Below are 15,647 nucleotides of genomic sequence, written 5' to 3' on the forward strand. Positions count from 1 at the left end.
ATCGGCTCAGCAGCGGTGTCTATTTCAGCAATATCATCTTACGCGACACGGACTTGTCGCCGGCGGTCACACGATACAGATAGACACCGGAAGGCAATTGACCCGCCTGGGAATTCTCGGACGACCAGTGGAGTTCATAAGTGCCCGGCGCCTGTACGCCGAAATCCTCATGCCACACATTTTGCCCGAGCAGGTTGAAGATCTCGAAACGCACGGCGGACGCTTTCCCAATCGAATAGCGAATAGTCGTTTCCGGGTTGAACGGATTCGGCGAGTTCTGGCTGACTGAGAGCTCGGTCGGCAAGACTTCGGTATCAACTTCGTACACCGGCGTCGCGGTGGCCACGAACGGATACTGGCCGGAGCCACTGAAGTATTCCGAACCCATCGACACCGTGCGCGACAGCGAGATGGCGACACCGTAGTCCTTGGTGAAGAACTGGCACACCTCGTTTGAAGACGAGAATTCCACCGGCGGCAAGCTTTCGTAAATGGTGGTCGTGGTGATGTACCACGTGCCCCGGCATCGAATCGCCGATGCTTCCTTACTGCCGAACTTGACCGTTCCCCAGGCGTCGCATTCCCACTTGATGCTATCCCTCACCGTCTGCGTATAGAGCAAGTTACCGTCCAGATCGTAGTAAGGATTTGTGTAACTGAACTTCGTGATCCAGGTCGAATTCCCCGTGATGGGGAACTTCGTCTGCAGCGAGGGCGTGTCGTAGATGATCTTAATCGTGTCCGGCTTGACGCCATAGGTTGTGAACGAGCCATAAGAAACGAATTCGTTGGGCGGCGTACTGAAGAACGACCAGGATGTCAGTCCGTAGGTGTCCCAGGCGCGCGTGGCATCCGGGAAGTACTCATGTCCCGGCGTGGTGGCAGCATTGACCACTGTACTCGGGAAAAACCCGAAAGAGAAGCCGATGGCGCTGAAGTCCCAGGTATTGCCACCGCCGCTGCCGGCATTGGCAATCGTCCAAGCTGCCCCATCAGTTTGCGACATCAGCGATGAACGATAAATCGTCCCGGGTGTCTGGGGGTAATCGCTTTGATTGATTGTGATCTGCCCATGGACGGCACCTGCCAGAGTCACGATCGCGAATGCCATCGTTAACCAAGATTTCATTTTTGCTCCAATCGCGAGAAATTTCAGGTTTTGTTTTATTCTGATGAGATCGGGCGCGCAGAATCCAATTGGAGTCTCAGTTACGGGCGTAGGCAATGCGAAAACGAGAGCGCGTCCTCAGCAACATGTACGATTCATGCCACTTTCGGTGAATCCCCACTTTTGATAGTATACTATACAGTTCTATATTGTCAATTATAAATGTCGCTGCGCGACCTAAAGAAAAAGGGCCGATTCGACAAGAATTGGCCCTCCGGTCATTGGCTTAGAGCCTGTTACAGCTTGATGAGTTCCACGCGGCGGTTGTTTTGCCGGCCTTCGGGTGTGTCGTTGGAATCGACCGGCTTGGTTTCGCCGAAGCCCTTGGTTTCCAGGCGGGCTGCGTCGATGCCGTACTTCTCAATCAGGTACGCCTTAACTGAGGCGGCGCGGTTATTACTCAAGGTCTGATTGCCGGCATCATCGCCGACATTGTCCGTGTGGCCTTCGATCGACAGTTTCAGGTCGGCATGGTCCTTCAGCATGGCCCCGATCTCTTTGAGAGTGGGTGTCGACTCCGGTTTAATTTCGTCGCTGCCGGAGGCGAATAAGATCCCCTGGGTCACCACCTTGCCTTCGGCCATCAACTGATCATACATGATTTTCTTGCCGCCGGCGGCAATTCGCAGGTTCGTGATCATGAGCGGGGCTTCCTCCTCCGCCCAGATCTGCACCGGCAGGCTGTTGGAACGTCCGAAGGTGGAATTCGGGATGTTGGCGACGCGGGTCTCGTTGACGTAGACCTTCAGATACTTGCCGTCACCCATGACGCGGCAATGCGCAACCTTTTCCTTCGCGCGTGCCGGTACTTCCATCGATGCCGCAAAGTCACCCCGACGCCCGACGCCGCAGCCGAGGTACCAGAAGAAGGTCAACTGGTGATTTTGCTCTTGCTGGTCGGTGCCGTCGAAGATGGAGATCGTGTTGGCGCTGGCGGGCCCATAGTAGTCGAATTCCAGCGTGAACCGTTGCGGCAGATTCTCGGAGAGCGGGATCTCGAATTTGGCATCGTTGGTCGCGCGCAGCCAGCGCTGATTGCGCCACTCTGCCACCTCCATATTACCTTCCACGAATTGCAGGCGCTGCGGGAAATCACCGACGCCGGTCTTGGAAAAATCCTCGAAGTACACGACGCGATCACCCGGAATGAAGTCGTAATTGACCCACACGCCTTCGCCCGGTTTCATGCCCGCGCCGCCGCCACTCTCGGCCGCTTCCCCACTGCTGCCGGCTTCGCCCGCCTCTCCCTGATTGTCGCCGGCGGCCTTGTCGGCAGCCTTGTCAAGCTTCTCGTCAGCCTTTTCTTCCGTCTTCTTCTCGACTTTCTTCTTCACCTTGTCCTTCAGGCTGCCGAGACCGGCAAAGCTGGAAGAGGTCGACGCAATCAGAAGCGCTGTCAATATCAGACAGAAAACGAACAGAACACGCGATTTCATCTGCATTCCTCCTGAATTGTTGGGTGTAAGTGGAAAGATTAGTCGACGCAGTCGGGTTAGTCAACAAGAATTCGTGGCAGCGGTGGTCTCGCGGCGATCACGACGCGAGACCACCTCTTGATCGAAGCTTGAGCTCGTCAATTCAGCGTCCCGATTGCGGCCTCAACCGCAGCCACGACCTCACCGGAAGTCACGGCCTTGGCCATGGCATTGATGTCGTTGTGTAACGGGCGATCCTCTTCCATGACCGGTACATGCTTGCGCACGACCTCGTACGCCGCCTGGGAGCCCTTGCCCGGTTTGGCCGGTTTCAGGAACTCAAACGCTTGTGCCGCCGCAATCAACTCCATGCCGATGACCGCCATGCCGTTCTTGAGGATGTCACGCGTCTTGAGAACCGTAGTCATGCCCATCGACACGAAATCCTCCTGATCGGCCGCGGCCGGAATCGACCCGATCGATGCCGGCGAAGAGAGGATGCGATTTTCGCACACCAGCGCACCCGCCGTGTACTGCATTAACATCATACCGGAGAACATGCCGGCGCCTTTGGTCAGGTAGGCCGGTAATCCCATCGACAGCGCCTTGTTGAGCAAGCGATTCAGCCGCCGCTCCGAGATCACGTTCAGCATCGTGATGCCGGTGCCGATGTGGTCGAGCGGGTACGAGATCGGCGTGCCCTGGAAATTGGCGCCTGTCAAGACATAGCCGCCGTCGCCTTCCGGGAAGAAGATCGGGTTGTCACCGACGCCGTTCAATTCGGTTTCGAACTGGGCAACGGCATAATCAAGGGCATCCCAAACCGCTCCAGTGACCTGCGGTGCCGACCGCAAGGAGTAGGCATCCTGCACGTTCTTGCCGGAGCGCTCCATGATCTGTGAATTCGCCATGATCGCGCGCAGGTGCTTGGCCGATTTGACCGCGCCCTTGAATCCGCGCACTGTGTGTATGGCTTCCTCGAACGCCTTGGGGTTGGAATTAAGCGCCTCCAGCGTCATAGCGGCGGCAATTTCGGCAGCCTTGGTCAACATGATGGCATCGCACAGCAGCAACGAACCGGCTCCGGCAATCACATTGGAGCCATTGATCGAGGCCAGCCCGTCGCGGGCTTCAAACTTGATGGTTGGAATGCCGGCTTTGGCCATCGCCTCTTTGGCTGACATGCGTTGTCCCTGGTAGTAGGCTTCCCCTTCGCCGATCATGACCAGCGCCAGTTGCGACATCGGCGACAGGTCACCGCAAGCGCCGACCGAGCCTTTCTCGCAGGCCAATGGCGTTACGCCCTTATTCAGCATCTCAACCATAGTCTCGACAATCCGCAAGTTGCAGCCGGAGTGCCCCTGCGACAGCACGTTGACGCGCGACGTCCAGGCAGCGCGCGCGTACTCGATCGCCAGCGGTTCACCATAGCCCGCAGCATGCGAGTAGACGAGGAACTTCTGGAAGACCTCCAGCTGTTCAGCCGAGAGCGCCACCTTCGCCAGATCGCCGATGCCGGTATTAATGCCATACATCAGCTCTTTTTCTGCGACCTTCTTGTCGACGAAGCGCCGACACGTCTTGATGCGCTCGACGGCGGCCGGGGCTAGTTCAATCTTCTCATTGTGACGCGCAACCTTCTGCACGTCGTATATCGTGATTTTTCCTTTGCCGATTTGGACACTCATCAAACACCTCCCGAGATGAATCCAGATCTCGAAAAAAGCGATTCGGCGCCGGCAAAAACAAGCGAATTCTTGGTTACTCGCGGAGGCACGAACCGACCAAATTCTACGCCTGGCGACTAAAGTCGAGTTGTGCGGGCGAACAGGTAGCGATTAGAGTCCTCCGTTAAGAGGTGCGGACGAATAGTGCGTTCAGACGGATGCGGAGGGGACTGAGTTATTCCGAGATCGCCGGCGATTTCCGTTCGACGATTTGCTGGACCTGCTCGGTCGAAAGGCGGGCTTCTTTCTCGAAGTCGATGATCTTGGTGTTATCGTGATAGATTGCGGTCTTGAACACGGTCACGTGCTTGAGTTTGTCGATGACGGAGGTGATCTGCTCAGCGCTCTTCTCGTAGACGGCCAGTGATTTCGAGAGAACGCCGTCCGGGTCATCCACCTGGCCGTTGCGCATGGCCAATTCCAGCAATTGTGTACGGCCGGAAATCGACGCCACGGCGTTATTGAGATAATGCGAGAAGGTGGCCACGATTGCCTGCAGTGATTCGAGGGCAACGCGGTGAATCTTCTCTTCGTCGAGCTTCTCCTTGGTTTGCACCAACTCCTGATAGACCTGGTCGGCGTAGGTGTAGAGGTGGTAGAGCTGGTTGGTCGCCTTCTGCAGCAGATCCATCGGCGTGCCGACATCGACGTCGAGGTGCTGCGAGGCCTCCAGCAACCGGGTCAGGGCCGCGTACTCGATTTCTTTGAGATCGGTGCCGGTCAGCCCGAGATTCTGCGCCAAGACATCGCGATTGGAAAGCTGAACGCTCTTTTGTCCCACCGACGCTTCGAAGGTGAATGTCGCGAGCTTATCGGCGAGATTGATGATCTGCGCCAGCCGCTGTTCCTGCTCGTTGAGCCCGAAGACGTCGTGGTGGCGGGCGATGGCGACGCAGTAGCGGTCGGGGAAATTCCAAACGCGGCCGAGCAATTCGCCGGCGGCGGCGTGGTCGATCTCCAGCACCTGCCGTTCGATCTTGACCATCTCTTCGCCACTGGCGATCGACTGAAACACCTTGACGTATTCTTTGGGATAGAAACAGTCGAGTACAAGCACGCCCAGATCATGCAAGCAGCCGCAAATGAAGGCTTCTTCCGCGATCTGCGGCGCCACCTTGTTGGCGATCAACTCGCTGACGCAGGCCACGTTGAGCGAGTGCCGCCAGAAGTCTTTCAATTCAATCTTGGATCCAAGCTTCGCCGAAAGATCGTAGAGCGACAGCGACAACGCCAGCGCCTTGACTTTGGAGGCGCCCAGCGTCATTACGGCGTTGCGGATTGACGACACCTGCTGGGGGCGGCCGTAGAACGGCGAATTGACGATCTTGAGGATGCGTGAGGTCAGTGCCGGGTCGTGCGCGATAACGTCAGCCAGATCGCCGAGCGCCAATTCCGGGTCGTCGCAAATTCGCAAGACCTCCGCCATTACGGCGGGCAAAGTCGACAAGGACTTGAACGACGACAGCTTCGCTTCAAATTGCAGGCGATTCATCTACAGTAGGTATCGGCAGGTATGGGAAAACGTACAGTCGAAAGTTATTGCAGGCGCTGCAGTAACCGTTGGCGGCGTTTTTGCAGCGTTTCATTCCAGAACAGAACTCGTTCATAAGGAATTTCAGCCAGGGGGCTGTCGAGATATTCCAGCGCCTGTAGCACGAGTTGCGAAGCGCGGGCGTAATCGCGCTTGCGGTGCTCCAGCAGTTTGGCGGCCTCATCGAGCGCACGCAGCCGCAGTTCTCCGCCGCAGGCTGACAAGCGTTCGAGCGTTGCCAGCGCCTCGTCATGGAGGTGCAGCTTCTTCTGCAGCGCAAACAAATGTAGCGCCAGCGCCGCATCGGATTCATCTTTGACGGAGTGCGCCGCTTTGTAGGCTGCGGCAACATCACCACGCCGTTGATAGAAGCGCGAGATGCGCAGCGCATCCTCAGCGGAGTAATAATCCTGCGCCGGCGCATTGTTCAGGTAGCCGCGGACCGCATCGACCAAAAACAGGAGCGTGACAATGTCGAGTCGATTGTGCAACAGCACACCGGCCAGCGGCTCCGGATTGCCGGTGCGCAGATAATCGAAGTAGAGTTGCGGGATCAGATAACCCGGCGTGTCGTCGCAGCGATGCACGCCCAGCAGTTCGCGCTCCAGCGTCTGCAACGTCGTGTCCTCGAAGCGACCGCGCCAGAAGCGCCGGCAGCAGTGCAGCAAATCGATATGCCGCATCTGTGCAAACGGCGTGGTGCGGCGCTGCAAGGCAAAGCGCGTTTCGAGGAGCGGCATGTCGAAGCACTTGCCATTGAAGCTCGCTACCACCTGCCGATCGGCAACCAGGTCGGCGATCGCCTCCAGGAGTGCCGGCTCATCCGGGTAGTCGGGAAGAAAGAACTGATGCACCACGAAGGCGTCGCGATCGAGGTAGCCAACCCCGACCAGAAATGCGACCGTGCCCGATGCCGCCGACAGTCCCGTAGTCTCGGCATCGACGAATACGAAGTCATGAAGCTGCCGGCGATCGCAATTAGCGGCAACCTCAAAGTGTGCCAGCTCAATGCGGCTGTCGGCACAGACCGATTTCAGCGCGCGTACGCCGTGGATAAACTCCGCCGGATAGCGCGTGACCAGTTCGAGGTGGGTTCCCGCTTCACCCTGCTGAATCTGCGCGCCGATCTCGTCGGCAAACGACTTCAGCCCAAGGAGGTCGGAATCGAGCGGTTGCGGTTTGTTGAAGCGATCGAGGAAATCAAACTTGCTCATTGTCCATGTGAAGTATCAAGCGCCGTCAAGATCGACTGAGCTTGCGAGCGCACGAACAGATCGGGCTCGCTGCGCGCCAGCCACGACATCAGCGAACGGCTCTTTTCGCCGAGCACACGACCGAGCGACCACACCGCCCACCCACGGAGGATATCATCCGGCTCACTCAAAGAGCGCTCCAGCTCCGGCCGCGCTTCCTGGAGCCGCAATTGCCCGCAGAGGCGCAGTAATAGCGCCTTGGTGCGGCCACGCGTGTACGGCAATTCGGTCAAGACTACCCGGTGGACGGCTGAATCAAGTCCGGCCAAGGCATCGTAGGCCGCCAGGCGGACACCGTAATAGTCGTCGTTCAATGCTCGCATCAGTAATACGCTGGCCCCGGGCGATTTGATCATCCCCAGCCCGGCCACCGCAGCTTTTCGCACCAGCGAAACACTATCGGCGAGGAACGGCTCAAGCAGGCGCGAACCTTTCTCGCCGCCGGTCTTGCCGATCGCCGTAACTGCCTCCACGCGCACGGTGAAGTCGGGATGCTTCGAAACGCTGAGGATCCCATCGAGAGCGGCCGTGTCTTTGACTTCCGCCAGGCAACGACAGGTCGTCCGTATTTGGTCTTTGTTATTGGTGGTGAGCGCCGGAAGCAGGTGCGGCGTCGCGGCTTTGCCGATGCCGCGATAGATGTCTACCAGCGCCCACTTCTCACGAGCGTCGGCGGTGCCAAGCTTGGAGACGAGAAATTGCGCCGCAACTTCACCCATGGCGCTGAGGGAGTCCTTCGAAGGCTGCACCAAATTCTGGAAACGAATCTCGCCCGAGGCCGCCTGTCGCCACAGGCGCTGCATATCGGCAGTCGGATCGGCCCAAAGCGCGGCTGTCAACCCGCAGATGATCAGCCCCACCGTCACCAGCCGCCTCATTGTCTCACCTCCGAATTGAGATCCGCACCAATGCCCCATTTTGACTCGGTCACCCAGTAGCTGTTATCCGTGCCGTAGCCGCGGTAATCGTCAACACCCTCGAGGTCGAGAAACAGGCCGATCGAGCCGAACTCCCGCCGTGGATTCCCGTAGCCATGCGTGTTCGTGCGGACGCGCGCGATGTGTCCATCGTTGCCGCGCAGGTCGATCAGCATCCCGATTCCGTTGGCGGAGCCGGCGGCTTGCGATAGATCCGTAGCGCTGTATTGATCATTACCGGAGCAGTCGAGAAGCAGCGCAAACGCAATATCATGGCCGCAGCCCTGGGAAACACCTTTTGAGCTGTACAAGTCTTCACCGGCCAAATCAACAAGCGTCGCCAAACACATGTGCGTTGCGGCGCCCTGCGTATACTGATAGCCGATGTAGTTGTCATTGCCGCCGTAGTCGAGGAGCCCGCCGATTGCGTACCAGTACGATGCTCCCTGACCAAAAATGTCGGCGCCGTATTGGTCATTGCCCGCGCCGTCAACCAGCAGCCCAATTCCGCCGGAAAAATAGGGACGATAGCCATAGCCAAATCCCTGCGAGAGCGAGACGTAGTGATCTTCGTAGCGCAGGATGTCGCCGTATTTCCAGCCCGCCGCGTACCGATCGTTGCCGGCCTTGTCGATCAGAACGCCGGCGCCCATGATGAACCCGAAACCTTGCGCATACAGAGCCGCGTTGTAGCTGTCGCGACCGGCATCGTCGATCAACAGGCCAACGCCGAACGCTGCCGCACCCTGGGTCAAGAGATCGCCGCTGTAGGTATCATCACCGGCGCGATCGCGTAAGATCCCGACGCCGAACATGCCGCAGCCGAGCGAGTATTTTCCGCCGACGTATAGATCGTTGCCGCCCCAGTCATCGAGGATGCCGACGGAGAAGAATCCCGCGCCGAGTGTATGATCCGATTGGCCGAAATTCTTGTCATTTCCGCCCAGGTCAATGACGATCTGGGAGTGCATATCTTCCGAGCGCGAGAGATAGTACTCGTCGTCTCCGCCCAAGTCGATGATCAGGTCATAGAACCCCTCGTACCGGTCGTTGTCGGAGCCCCGCACTGCCACGCGCCCGAGCGGCGTCTTGACATCGCGGTACTGCGTTAGCAGATCGCAGCGACGCAGCCGCTCGGCCAGATCCGGAGTCCGTTCCAGCCAGTCGGCCAGGGCTTGATAGGCCGCCACGACTTCCCCGCCGTACCATGCCAGCGGACGCGGGTTGACGCGTTCACTCAGCGCTTTGAATCGCAGCGCCACTGCCTCCTGCAACTTCTGCAGGCTGTCGAGTTCCTCCAGCGGGCGCTCGACATCCTTCTCCTCTTCCCTCAGAAACAGCTTGAACGTATCGACCAGCATCCGTTGTTCTTCGGAGTTCCAGCGTGACAGGTCTTGTCGATAGCCAGCCATTGCCCGCAAAGTGGCCTCGACATAATATCCGAGCGAGTCGCAGCCACGCCGCCGGGCTTGAAAATCGGCGAAGTAGTTTCCAACCGACGCAGACCAGGTCAGGTTGCCCGGATTCGTCGCATCATCACCGCCCAACAGTTTGCGCAATCCCCGGTACTGCTCCGAAATCGTCAGTTCCGGCGCCAGTAGCGAATCGGCGCGCTCCTTCACAAACGCCGGCAATCCCAGCGGCCGTACCGTGAAGCGGTCAACCACGGGCAATCGAAAGGAATCGAGGTCGACCCAATCAGTGCGAAATCCGACATCTGAGGTGTCTATGCCAATGCAGTTCAAGGTCTGATTGATCGTGTCGAGGGGGAGACGAAAATCATCCGCCGCGGCTAGTCTCCCTGCAGCCAGCAGCAGGAATAACGGGAGTAAGAATGTGCGCATGCCCCGATTCTAACGCAGTTAAACTGCCGGGAGCAATCGTTTTTTCACGCAGATTTCTTGGTCAAAACCCAAATCCAGATCGGCAGAATCGGGTAAGCGAGCTTGTAGATGAACGTCGGCACCCGAAACGCCCAGCCGCTCTGCGCACGCAGGTCGTCGGCGGCGAACTTTTCCGGGTGCTTGAGGATCGGAATCGTGTAGTCGTGAAAAGTAAATTCGCGCAGCAGCTTCTTCAACTTGGGATAGGAGCGCAAGGTAACATCATAGTTGCCCTGGCGGCCGGCCAGCCGCATGTACCAGTTGGCAGCACGATTCGGCAACCACGAAAGAAACGGCAGCTTGTAGTGCCCCTCAACCAGCGTGAAGCGCGATCCCGCGCTCCAATAACAGAACCCGTTCGGCTTGAGCACGCGGCTGATTTCCCGCGCCAGCCCCGCCTGGTCATCCAGATGCTCGTAAACATGATTGCAGATCACGCAGTCGAACGACTCATCCGCAAACGGCAAGTGTGCGCCATCGCCGCAGATCCACTTGACATTGCGGCGATCGCAATTGGCCTTGCCGCGCTCGACCGCGACGTGGTCGATGTCCAACTCCACGACCTCGGCGAAGCTGTCGGCAAAGACCTCCGTCATGACGCCGGCGGCGCCGCCGACATCAAGCACTCTCAGCGTCGAGCCGTCATGGCCGGCAAAATCACGAATCACGGCCACAATCTTGAGCGCCTTTTGTACGCGCCCCGAGCGATCGTAGAGCTGGGGAAAGCGCTGGGAAAACGTGCCGTAGATTTCGTTCTGGCGCGTGATCTCAGTTGTCACCTTTTCTCCTGAGAAGCAACATCGTTGATAAACAAAAAAATGACGGCGCAACCTTGGCCAGCAGTCGTCCGAGCTTGTTCAGCATGTGCCCCCAGCGTGGCGGCACCAGCGGTTGATAGATCTCAGCTTCGAAGACATAGCCGGCCAGCTTTGCCAGTTCGCGCGCTTTGCGCGGCGAGAACAACTGAACGTGTTCGACCAGCGGTTTGCCGAAGCCCAGCCGCCGTACGATGTGAAACTCGTTCGGCACCGAGATCGCCAGGCGACCGTTCGGAAGCAATACCTTGTCGGCCTTGCGCAGGACCGCGAGCGGGTCCTCAATCTGTTGCAGCACCTCGAAGCATACGACCAGACTGAAGTGTCCTTCGAATTCGTCGCGCTCCAGATCGACGACTCTGGCGGAGTACCCGGCTTCCTTCATGGTGCGCACGGCTTCGGGCGAGATATCCCACCCCTCGACACGATACCCGGCGTTCTTGAAGTACTGCAACAATTCGCCCTGGCCCGCGCCGATGTCGAGCAGCGAATTGTAGCGGAAGCCGACCAAATCGTAAAGCCGGCGCGAACGCCATTCGGCACGCTGGGCAACACGGATGCGATCCTGTTGCTCCCAGTAGCGGTCGTAGTAGTGCTGCTTATCGGTGGTTGGCATTGACATATTCAATAAATGACCTCACTGCTTGCGCCGGGGCAAAGCGCTCCAACAGGTTTTTCGCCGCCGCCTTGATATCCAGATCGCTCACGATAACTCGCACCAGAGCGTCGTGAAGCGCCTTGACGGAACGTTTCTGTACTACGAAGCCCAATTTGTTATCGCGTACCAACGTGCCCAAGTCGCCGACATTTGTAACAATCATCGGCGTCGCCGTCTGCAAGGCTTCGCCGAATACCAGTGGAATTGAGTCAGAGTGCGTCGGAATGACCAAAGCTTTTGCCCGCTGCAGGTAATTGATGACTTCGATAGTCGGCGCCCGCCCGAGCAGATGCACCTTGCCGCGTAGACCCAGTCGGTCGATTTCGCGCTTCAATTTCGGCACCGCTGCCCCGTCGCCGATGTAGAGCAGACGATAGTCCCAAATATCCTGCTTCAGAAGCGAGAATGCCTTCACCAAATCGATCACGCCTTTGCTCTTTTCGATCCGCCCCAGGTAGAGAAAGTACTTCTCACGCGGGATCGGCAACATCTGGTAATTGAAAACGCGCAGGCTGGGCAAGAAATGGCAGTCGCGTCCGGAGAGACGTTTGACCTTTTCGGCCAATTCATCGCCATCGGCAAAGAGCGCGGTCGCGTGCCGCAGCGCCGCCTTGATCATCTTCCCCGCCACCGGTCGCTGTGCCCAGACGTTGATATCAGAGCCCAGGGACCAGACGGAATACGGGATGCCGGTGACTTTGTGCGCTTTGTAAGCGAACCATCCCGAAGGCAGCGCCCACATCGCCAGGATGTGATCGTACTTGTGTGATTTCAGGTGTTCGATTAGTGTTTCCTGCCCTGACCGGAAGTAGGCTTTCACGCGCTCCCAGGTCGCAACGCGGTAGAGCGGCAACTCGGAGAGGGTGCGTTGCGATTCACCCCAGTCGAAACGCACGACTTCGAACGGCAGGCTTGCCGTTTGCTCGCCGATGCGGGAGGTGTAGGCCGTCACGGCAATGCCCGTGTCCTGCAGCGCGTCGACGAAGTCGAGCACAAAGGGCGAAGCCGGATCGTCGGGGGAGACCGGCAGGCGATTAGTGATGAGAAGCAGCTTCTTGATCGACGCGGCGATTTCGCTGCGGCTTGCCGCTGCTTGCGTCGGCAATTGGCTCATCGTCTTTGTCTTCCGCCTTGGCGTGAGTTTTCATCCAGCCGTCGAGTTTCATCTCCAGCATCTTGTTCTCGCGTTGCACTACGAAGACCTCTTTCCGCAACTTGACCAGTCCGCTGCCGAGAAACCCGAACATCAAGATCTGTATCCCCGTCAGGATAAACAGCACCAGCAGTGTCATCAGTGGTCGATTCGGATTGAGCGTGCCTGATTGCCACAGATAGATGACATATCCGCCGCCGGCCAGGCCGAGGCCGATCAGGATCATTCCGATCAGGCCGAACAACAGCATTGGCTTCTCGTGGAGTGAGAAGATCAAGTGCGAGGTGGCGATGGCGCGAAACCGGAATTTCGACTTGCCTTTTTTGCGCGACCGCAGCGTTGCCGGCATTTCCATCACGCGGTAACCGGCCGCCATGAGCTTGGCGATGATCTCCAGATGCAGCTCTTTGCCGCTTGAGAACAGTTCCAGCGATTTGATGCAGTCGCGGCGGTATGCCCGGAGGACGCCGGTGGCGGTCTTGATCCGTCCGCCCATCGCCCGGCTGATAATCTTGTTACCCAACTTCGAGATGGCCAAGCGCAGCCGGGGCACATTTTCCGTGCCGCCACCGGCAGTGTACGGCGAGCCGACGATGCAATCAAGCTTAGTGTACTTGTCGAGCAAGTCCACCATCTTTGTCAGATGGTCGGGCGAATACGACAAGTCGGCATCGGTCGTGCAGATGATGTCGCCGCGCGCAGCATTGATGCCTTCGCGAATTGCGTAGCCGCGGCCCTGATTGGGCTGGTAGCTGACGACTCGCAGCCAATCGTGGCCGACGGCGTGGGTGCGCAGCTTGCGTGCGGTGACGTCGCTCGAACCGTCGTCAACCGCCACGATCTCAAACGATCGTCCGCGCGTCCTCAGTTCGGCGGCGATCTGATCCAGGGTGTCCGGGATATTCTCGGCCTCGTTGTACATCGGCACAACGACGCTCACTGTCGGCGTCTTATCGCTGCGCATTTCCCTGCTCCAGCGCATAAGCCGCCCGCTGAATTTCCTCGAGTTTGCGGTTGCCCGGATCCTGTTCGACGATCAGCGACGTCAACCAGACTTGATCATCGTGCTGCTTCGTGAGAATCGCCATCTTCAAGCAACCGAGGAGAAGCTCGACATTCGTGGAATCGCAGTGTGCGGCATCGCGATTGTACTTCGCCGCAATCACCGGCTGACTATGTTTACTGTAGAAATATGAGAGATTGTAGAGCAACCGCCCGAAGTGTTCCCGGGTGGTCAAGTCGCGGCTGTTCGTCCACAGCGGCTCTTGATCTTTGTAATACTGCACCGAGGTCGCTGCCGCCTTCTGCACGAACGGCTCGGTCTCCGAGTAGAGATAGGCAAATCCGCTTGGCTGCAGTTTGGGCACGAGCGGCGCCGTCCACTGCGATAACGTCATCGCCACTTTGCGGCTAAAGGCGTTGATAGAAACCCAATACGCCAGATTCTCCGTGAACCGTTCGGCGAATTCCCGGTCGTTCCAGTTGGCGGTGTAGTACAAGTCCGGATAGCGCTTCTGCACCTTGGCGCGATAGTCGCTGCGCAGCAGAGCTCCGGCCGACAACACGATGACGTCTTCTCGGTAACTTTCAACCTTTTGCTTGCACAACAGCGGCGAGAAGCTGTTATCCTCACCGGCCAGAAACAGCGCGTTCGTCGGCAGCGATTCCAGCAGACGCTGGGCATACTTTCCCGCTTCATCGTTAGAGCGCTTGCTCGCCAACGGATAGTTGACGCCGAACAGATATGAGGCTTTGAGCAACAGAGCGATGGCCATGACCAGCGGCACGGCCAGTTTGAGATTGCGCGACTGCAAGCGTCGGAGCTTCAGGAGCTCGCGCGTCACCGCGACCGCTCCGAGCCCCGCCGCGATGAACAACATCGCCAACCCCGGAACGAGATAGCCGTACAAGTCGAGATTGTAGGGCGAGAAGTCGGCCGCATAGGCAGTCACCAGAAGCGAGCAGATGATGGGCAGGATGAGAATCGTAAATGCGTATCGTCCAAGGCGCCACGATTGGATCAGCCCCATCAGGGCAAAGGCAAGAATCAACAGCGGCGTCTGGTCCACGACGGCGCCGATGGTCGAACCGAGGCGGGCCAAGTACGGCGTGGTTACTGTCTGCTGTATGATCGGCAGTGCCTCATCAATCCGGAAAATCGATCTCAACATGCCGCCGATCGAGGAGAAATCGCCCCAATTGAAGAGCGGCTGGTAGCTTTCGCGAATCGGCAGATACAGGTAACTCAACAAACCGATGCCGCACGCAGCGCCGAAGGCGATTGCTGCGCGCTTGCTGAAGAATGCCTCGGTGTGATTGTAGGCCGCGGCCGCCAGGAGCGGAAAAACTACGGCGCCGAAAATTAGATAATGATTGGCGCAACTCAGCCCGACAATTAGTCCGATCAGGGCGGCGAATCTGTCAATCTCCAGCTCGGCGCTCGCGTAACGCAGGAGCAGCCATGTCACCAATGCTACCGCCAGCGCATTCAGGGCATAGACCTCAGCACGTACCGACTGAATCCAGACACCGTAAGCGAAGCTGAAACCGAGCACGCAAAATAGCATCATGATTTCAGCAATCGGCTCGCTCGGTTCGTCCGGCCGCCGCAGAAAGATTAACCCGATTCGAAACAGCAGCAGACACGTCAGCGCCATGAAGAGGCCGGACGCAATGTTCACCCACCACTGGGGCGAGCCGCCGGGCAGCAGCGTGAACAGATGCGTCAACATCACATAGGTCGGGAAACTCGGGTTGTGCACGATCCCCAGCTCATAGGCCGCAGTCTGAAACGCCGCTGAGTCCTCCCAGTAGATCCCGGGTGCGGCGGTAAACAGATAAACGACCAGTGGGATGAGGAACGCGAGCCAGGTGAGGGCACGGGTTCGATTCATAATCCTATTTTCGGCATAATGTTGGGTGGGATTAACCGGCCGCCGGCCGCAAAAAAAGAGGGGGCGGAGACGCTCGTCCCCGCCCCCGCGTAGTTTGCCTACGCGAGCTTAGATGACCGAGTCATCCGAAGTGCAGAGCAAGTTCCCGTCCTGATCCATGGTCCAGGTATCGGGCGCAGCGTCGTCGTCCAAACCCGGGTTCGGGATCGTCGCGGTCGCAGTGAAGGTGGTCG

At 58.2% G+C, this 15,647-nt stretch carries 12 protein-coding genes; all 12 read right to left on the bottom strand.

The window, feature by feature from the left end; genetic code table 11:
* Positions 1 to 19 precede the first annotated feature (19 nt).
* The 12 genes from IT585_06095 to IT585_06150 all read right to left on the bottom strand — a co-directional run bounded on the left by IT585_06095 (position 20) and on the right by IT585_06150 (position 15,414).
* Positions 20 to 1,129 (bottom strand): T9SS type A sorting domain-containing protein, encoded by a 1,110-nt coding sequence (locus IT585_06095; protein MCC6962804.1) that lies wholly within the window; start codon positions 1,127 to 1,129, stop codon positions 20 to 22.
* A 275-nt stretch (positions 1,130 to 1,404) separates the two neighbouring features.
* The gene (locus tag IT585_06100; GenBank protein ID MCC6962805.1) at positions 1,405 to 2,604 is read right to left on the bottom strand and encodes an OmpA family protein; all 1,200 of its coding nucleotides are present in this window, start codon (positions 2,602 to 2,604) and stop codon (positions 1,405 to 1,407) included.
* A 137-nt stretch (positions 2,605 to 2,741) separates the two neighbouring features.
* Positions 2,742 to 4,271, bottom strand: coding sequence for a histidine ammonia-lyase (locus IT585_06105; GenBank protein ID MCC6962806.1), 1,530 nt, complete (start codon positions 4,269 to 4,271; stop codon positions 2,742 to 2,744).
* A 214-nt stretch (positions 4,272 to 4,485) separates the two neighbouring features.
* On the bottom strand, positions 4,486 to 5,802 hold the full coding sequence (locus IT585_06110; GenBank protein ID MCC6962807.1) for an HDOD domain-containing protein: 1,317 nt from the start codon (positions 5,800 to 5,802) through the stop codon (positions 4,486 to 4,488).
* Positions 5,803 to 5,846: 44 nt separating this feature from the next.
* Positions 5,847 to 7,055, bottom strand: a complete 1,209-nt coding sequence (locus IT585_06115; GenBank protein ID MCC6962808.1) for a ribonuclease H-like domain-containing protein — start codon at positions 7,053 to 7,055, stop codon at positions 5,847 to 5,849.
* Positions 7,052 to 7,972, bottom strand: coding sequence for a HEAT repeat domain-containing protein (locus tag IT585_06120; GenBank protein ID MCC6962809.1), 921 nt, complete (start codon positions 7,970 to 7,972; stop codon positions 7,052 to 7,054). The genes IT585_06115 and IT585_06120 overlap by 4 nt, the downstream gene beginning before the upstream one ends.
* Positions 7,969 to 9,855 (bottom strand): hypothetical protein, encoded by a 1,887-nt coding sequence (locus IT585_06125; GenBank protein ID MCC6962810.1) that lies wholly within the window; start codon positions 9,853 to 9,855, stop codon positions 7,969 to 7,971. Before IT585_06125 ends, IT585_06120 begins: the two co-directional genes overlap by 4 nt.
* A 44-nt stretch (positions 9,856 to 9,899) precedes the next feature.
* Entirely contained in the window at positions 9,900 to 10,673 is a 774-nt protein-coding gene (locus IT585_06130) for a class I SAM-dependent methyltransferase (GenBank protein MCC6962811.1), read from the bottom strand.
* Positions 10,663 to 11,325, bottom strand: a complete 663-nt coding sequence (locus tag IT585_06135; protein MCC6962812.1) for a class I SAM-dependent methyltransferase — start codon at positions 11,323 to 11,325, stop codon at positions 10,663 to 10,665. Before IT585_06135 ends, IT585_06130 begins: the two co-directional genes overlap by 11 nt.
* On the bottom strand, positions 11,309 to 12,481 hold the full coding sequence (locus tag IT585_06140) for a glycosyltransferase (GenBank protein ID MCC6962813.1): 1,173 nt from the start codon (positions 12,479 to 12,481) through the stop codon (positions 11,309 to 11,311). Before IT585_06140 ends, IT585_06135 begins: the two co-directional genes overlap by 17 nt.
* A complete protein-coding gene (locus tag IT585_06145; protein MCC6962814.1) occupies positions 12,402 to 13,484 on the bottom strand; it encodes a glycosyltransferase family 2 protein in 1,083 nt (360 codons plus the stop codon). The genes IT585_06140 and IT585_06145 overlap by 80 nt, the downstream gene beginning before the upstream one ends.
* A complete protein-coding gene (locus IT585_06150) occupies positions 13,471 to 15,414 on the bottom strand; it encodes a DUF2723 domain-containing protein (GenBank protein MCC6962815.1) in 1,944 nt (647 codons plus the stop codon). Before IT585_06150 ends, IT585_06145 begins: the two co-directional genes overlap by 14 nt.
* Positions 15,415 to 15,647: the final 233 nt, after the last annotated feature.

The sequence above is a fragment of the Candidatus Zixiibacteriota bacterium genome (genome assembly GCA_020853795.1).
Lineage (GTDB): Bacteria > Zixibacteria > MSB-5A5 > CAIYYT01 > CAIYYT01 > JADJGC01.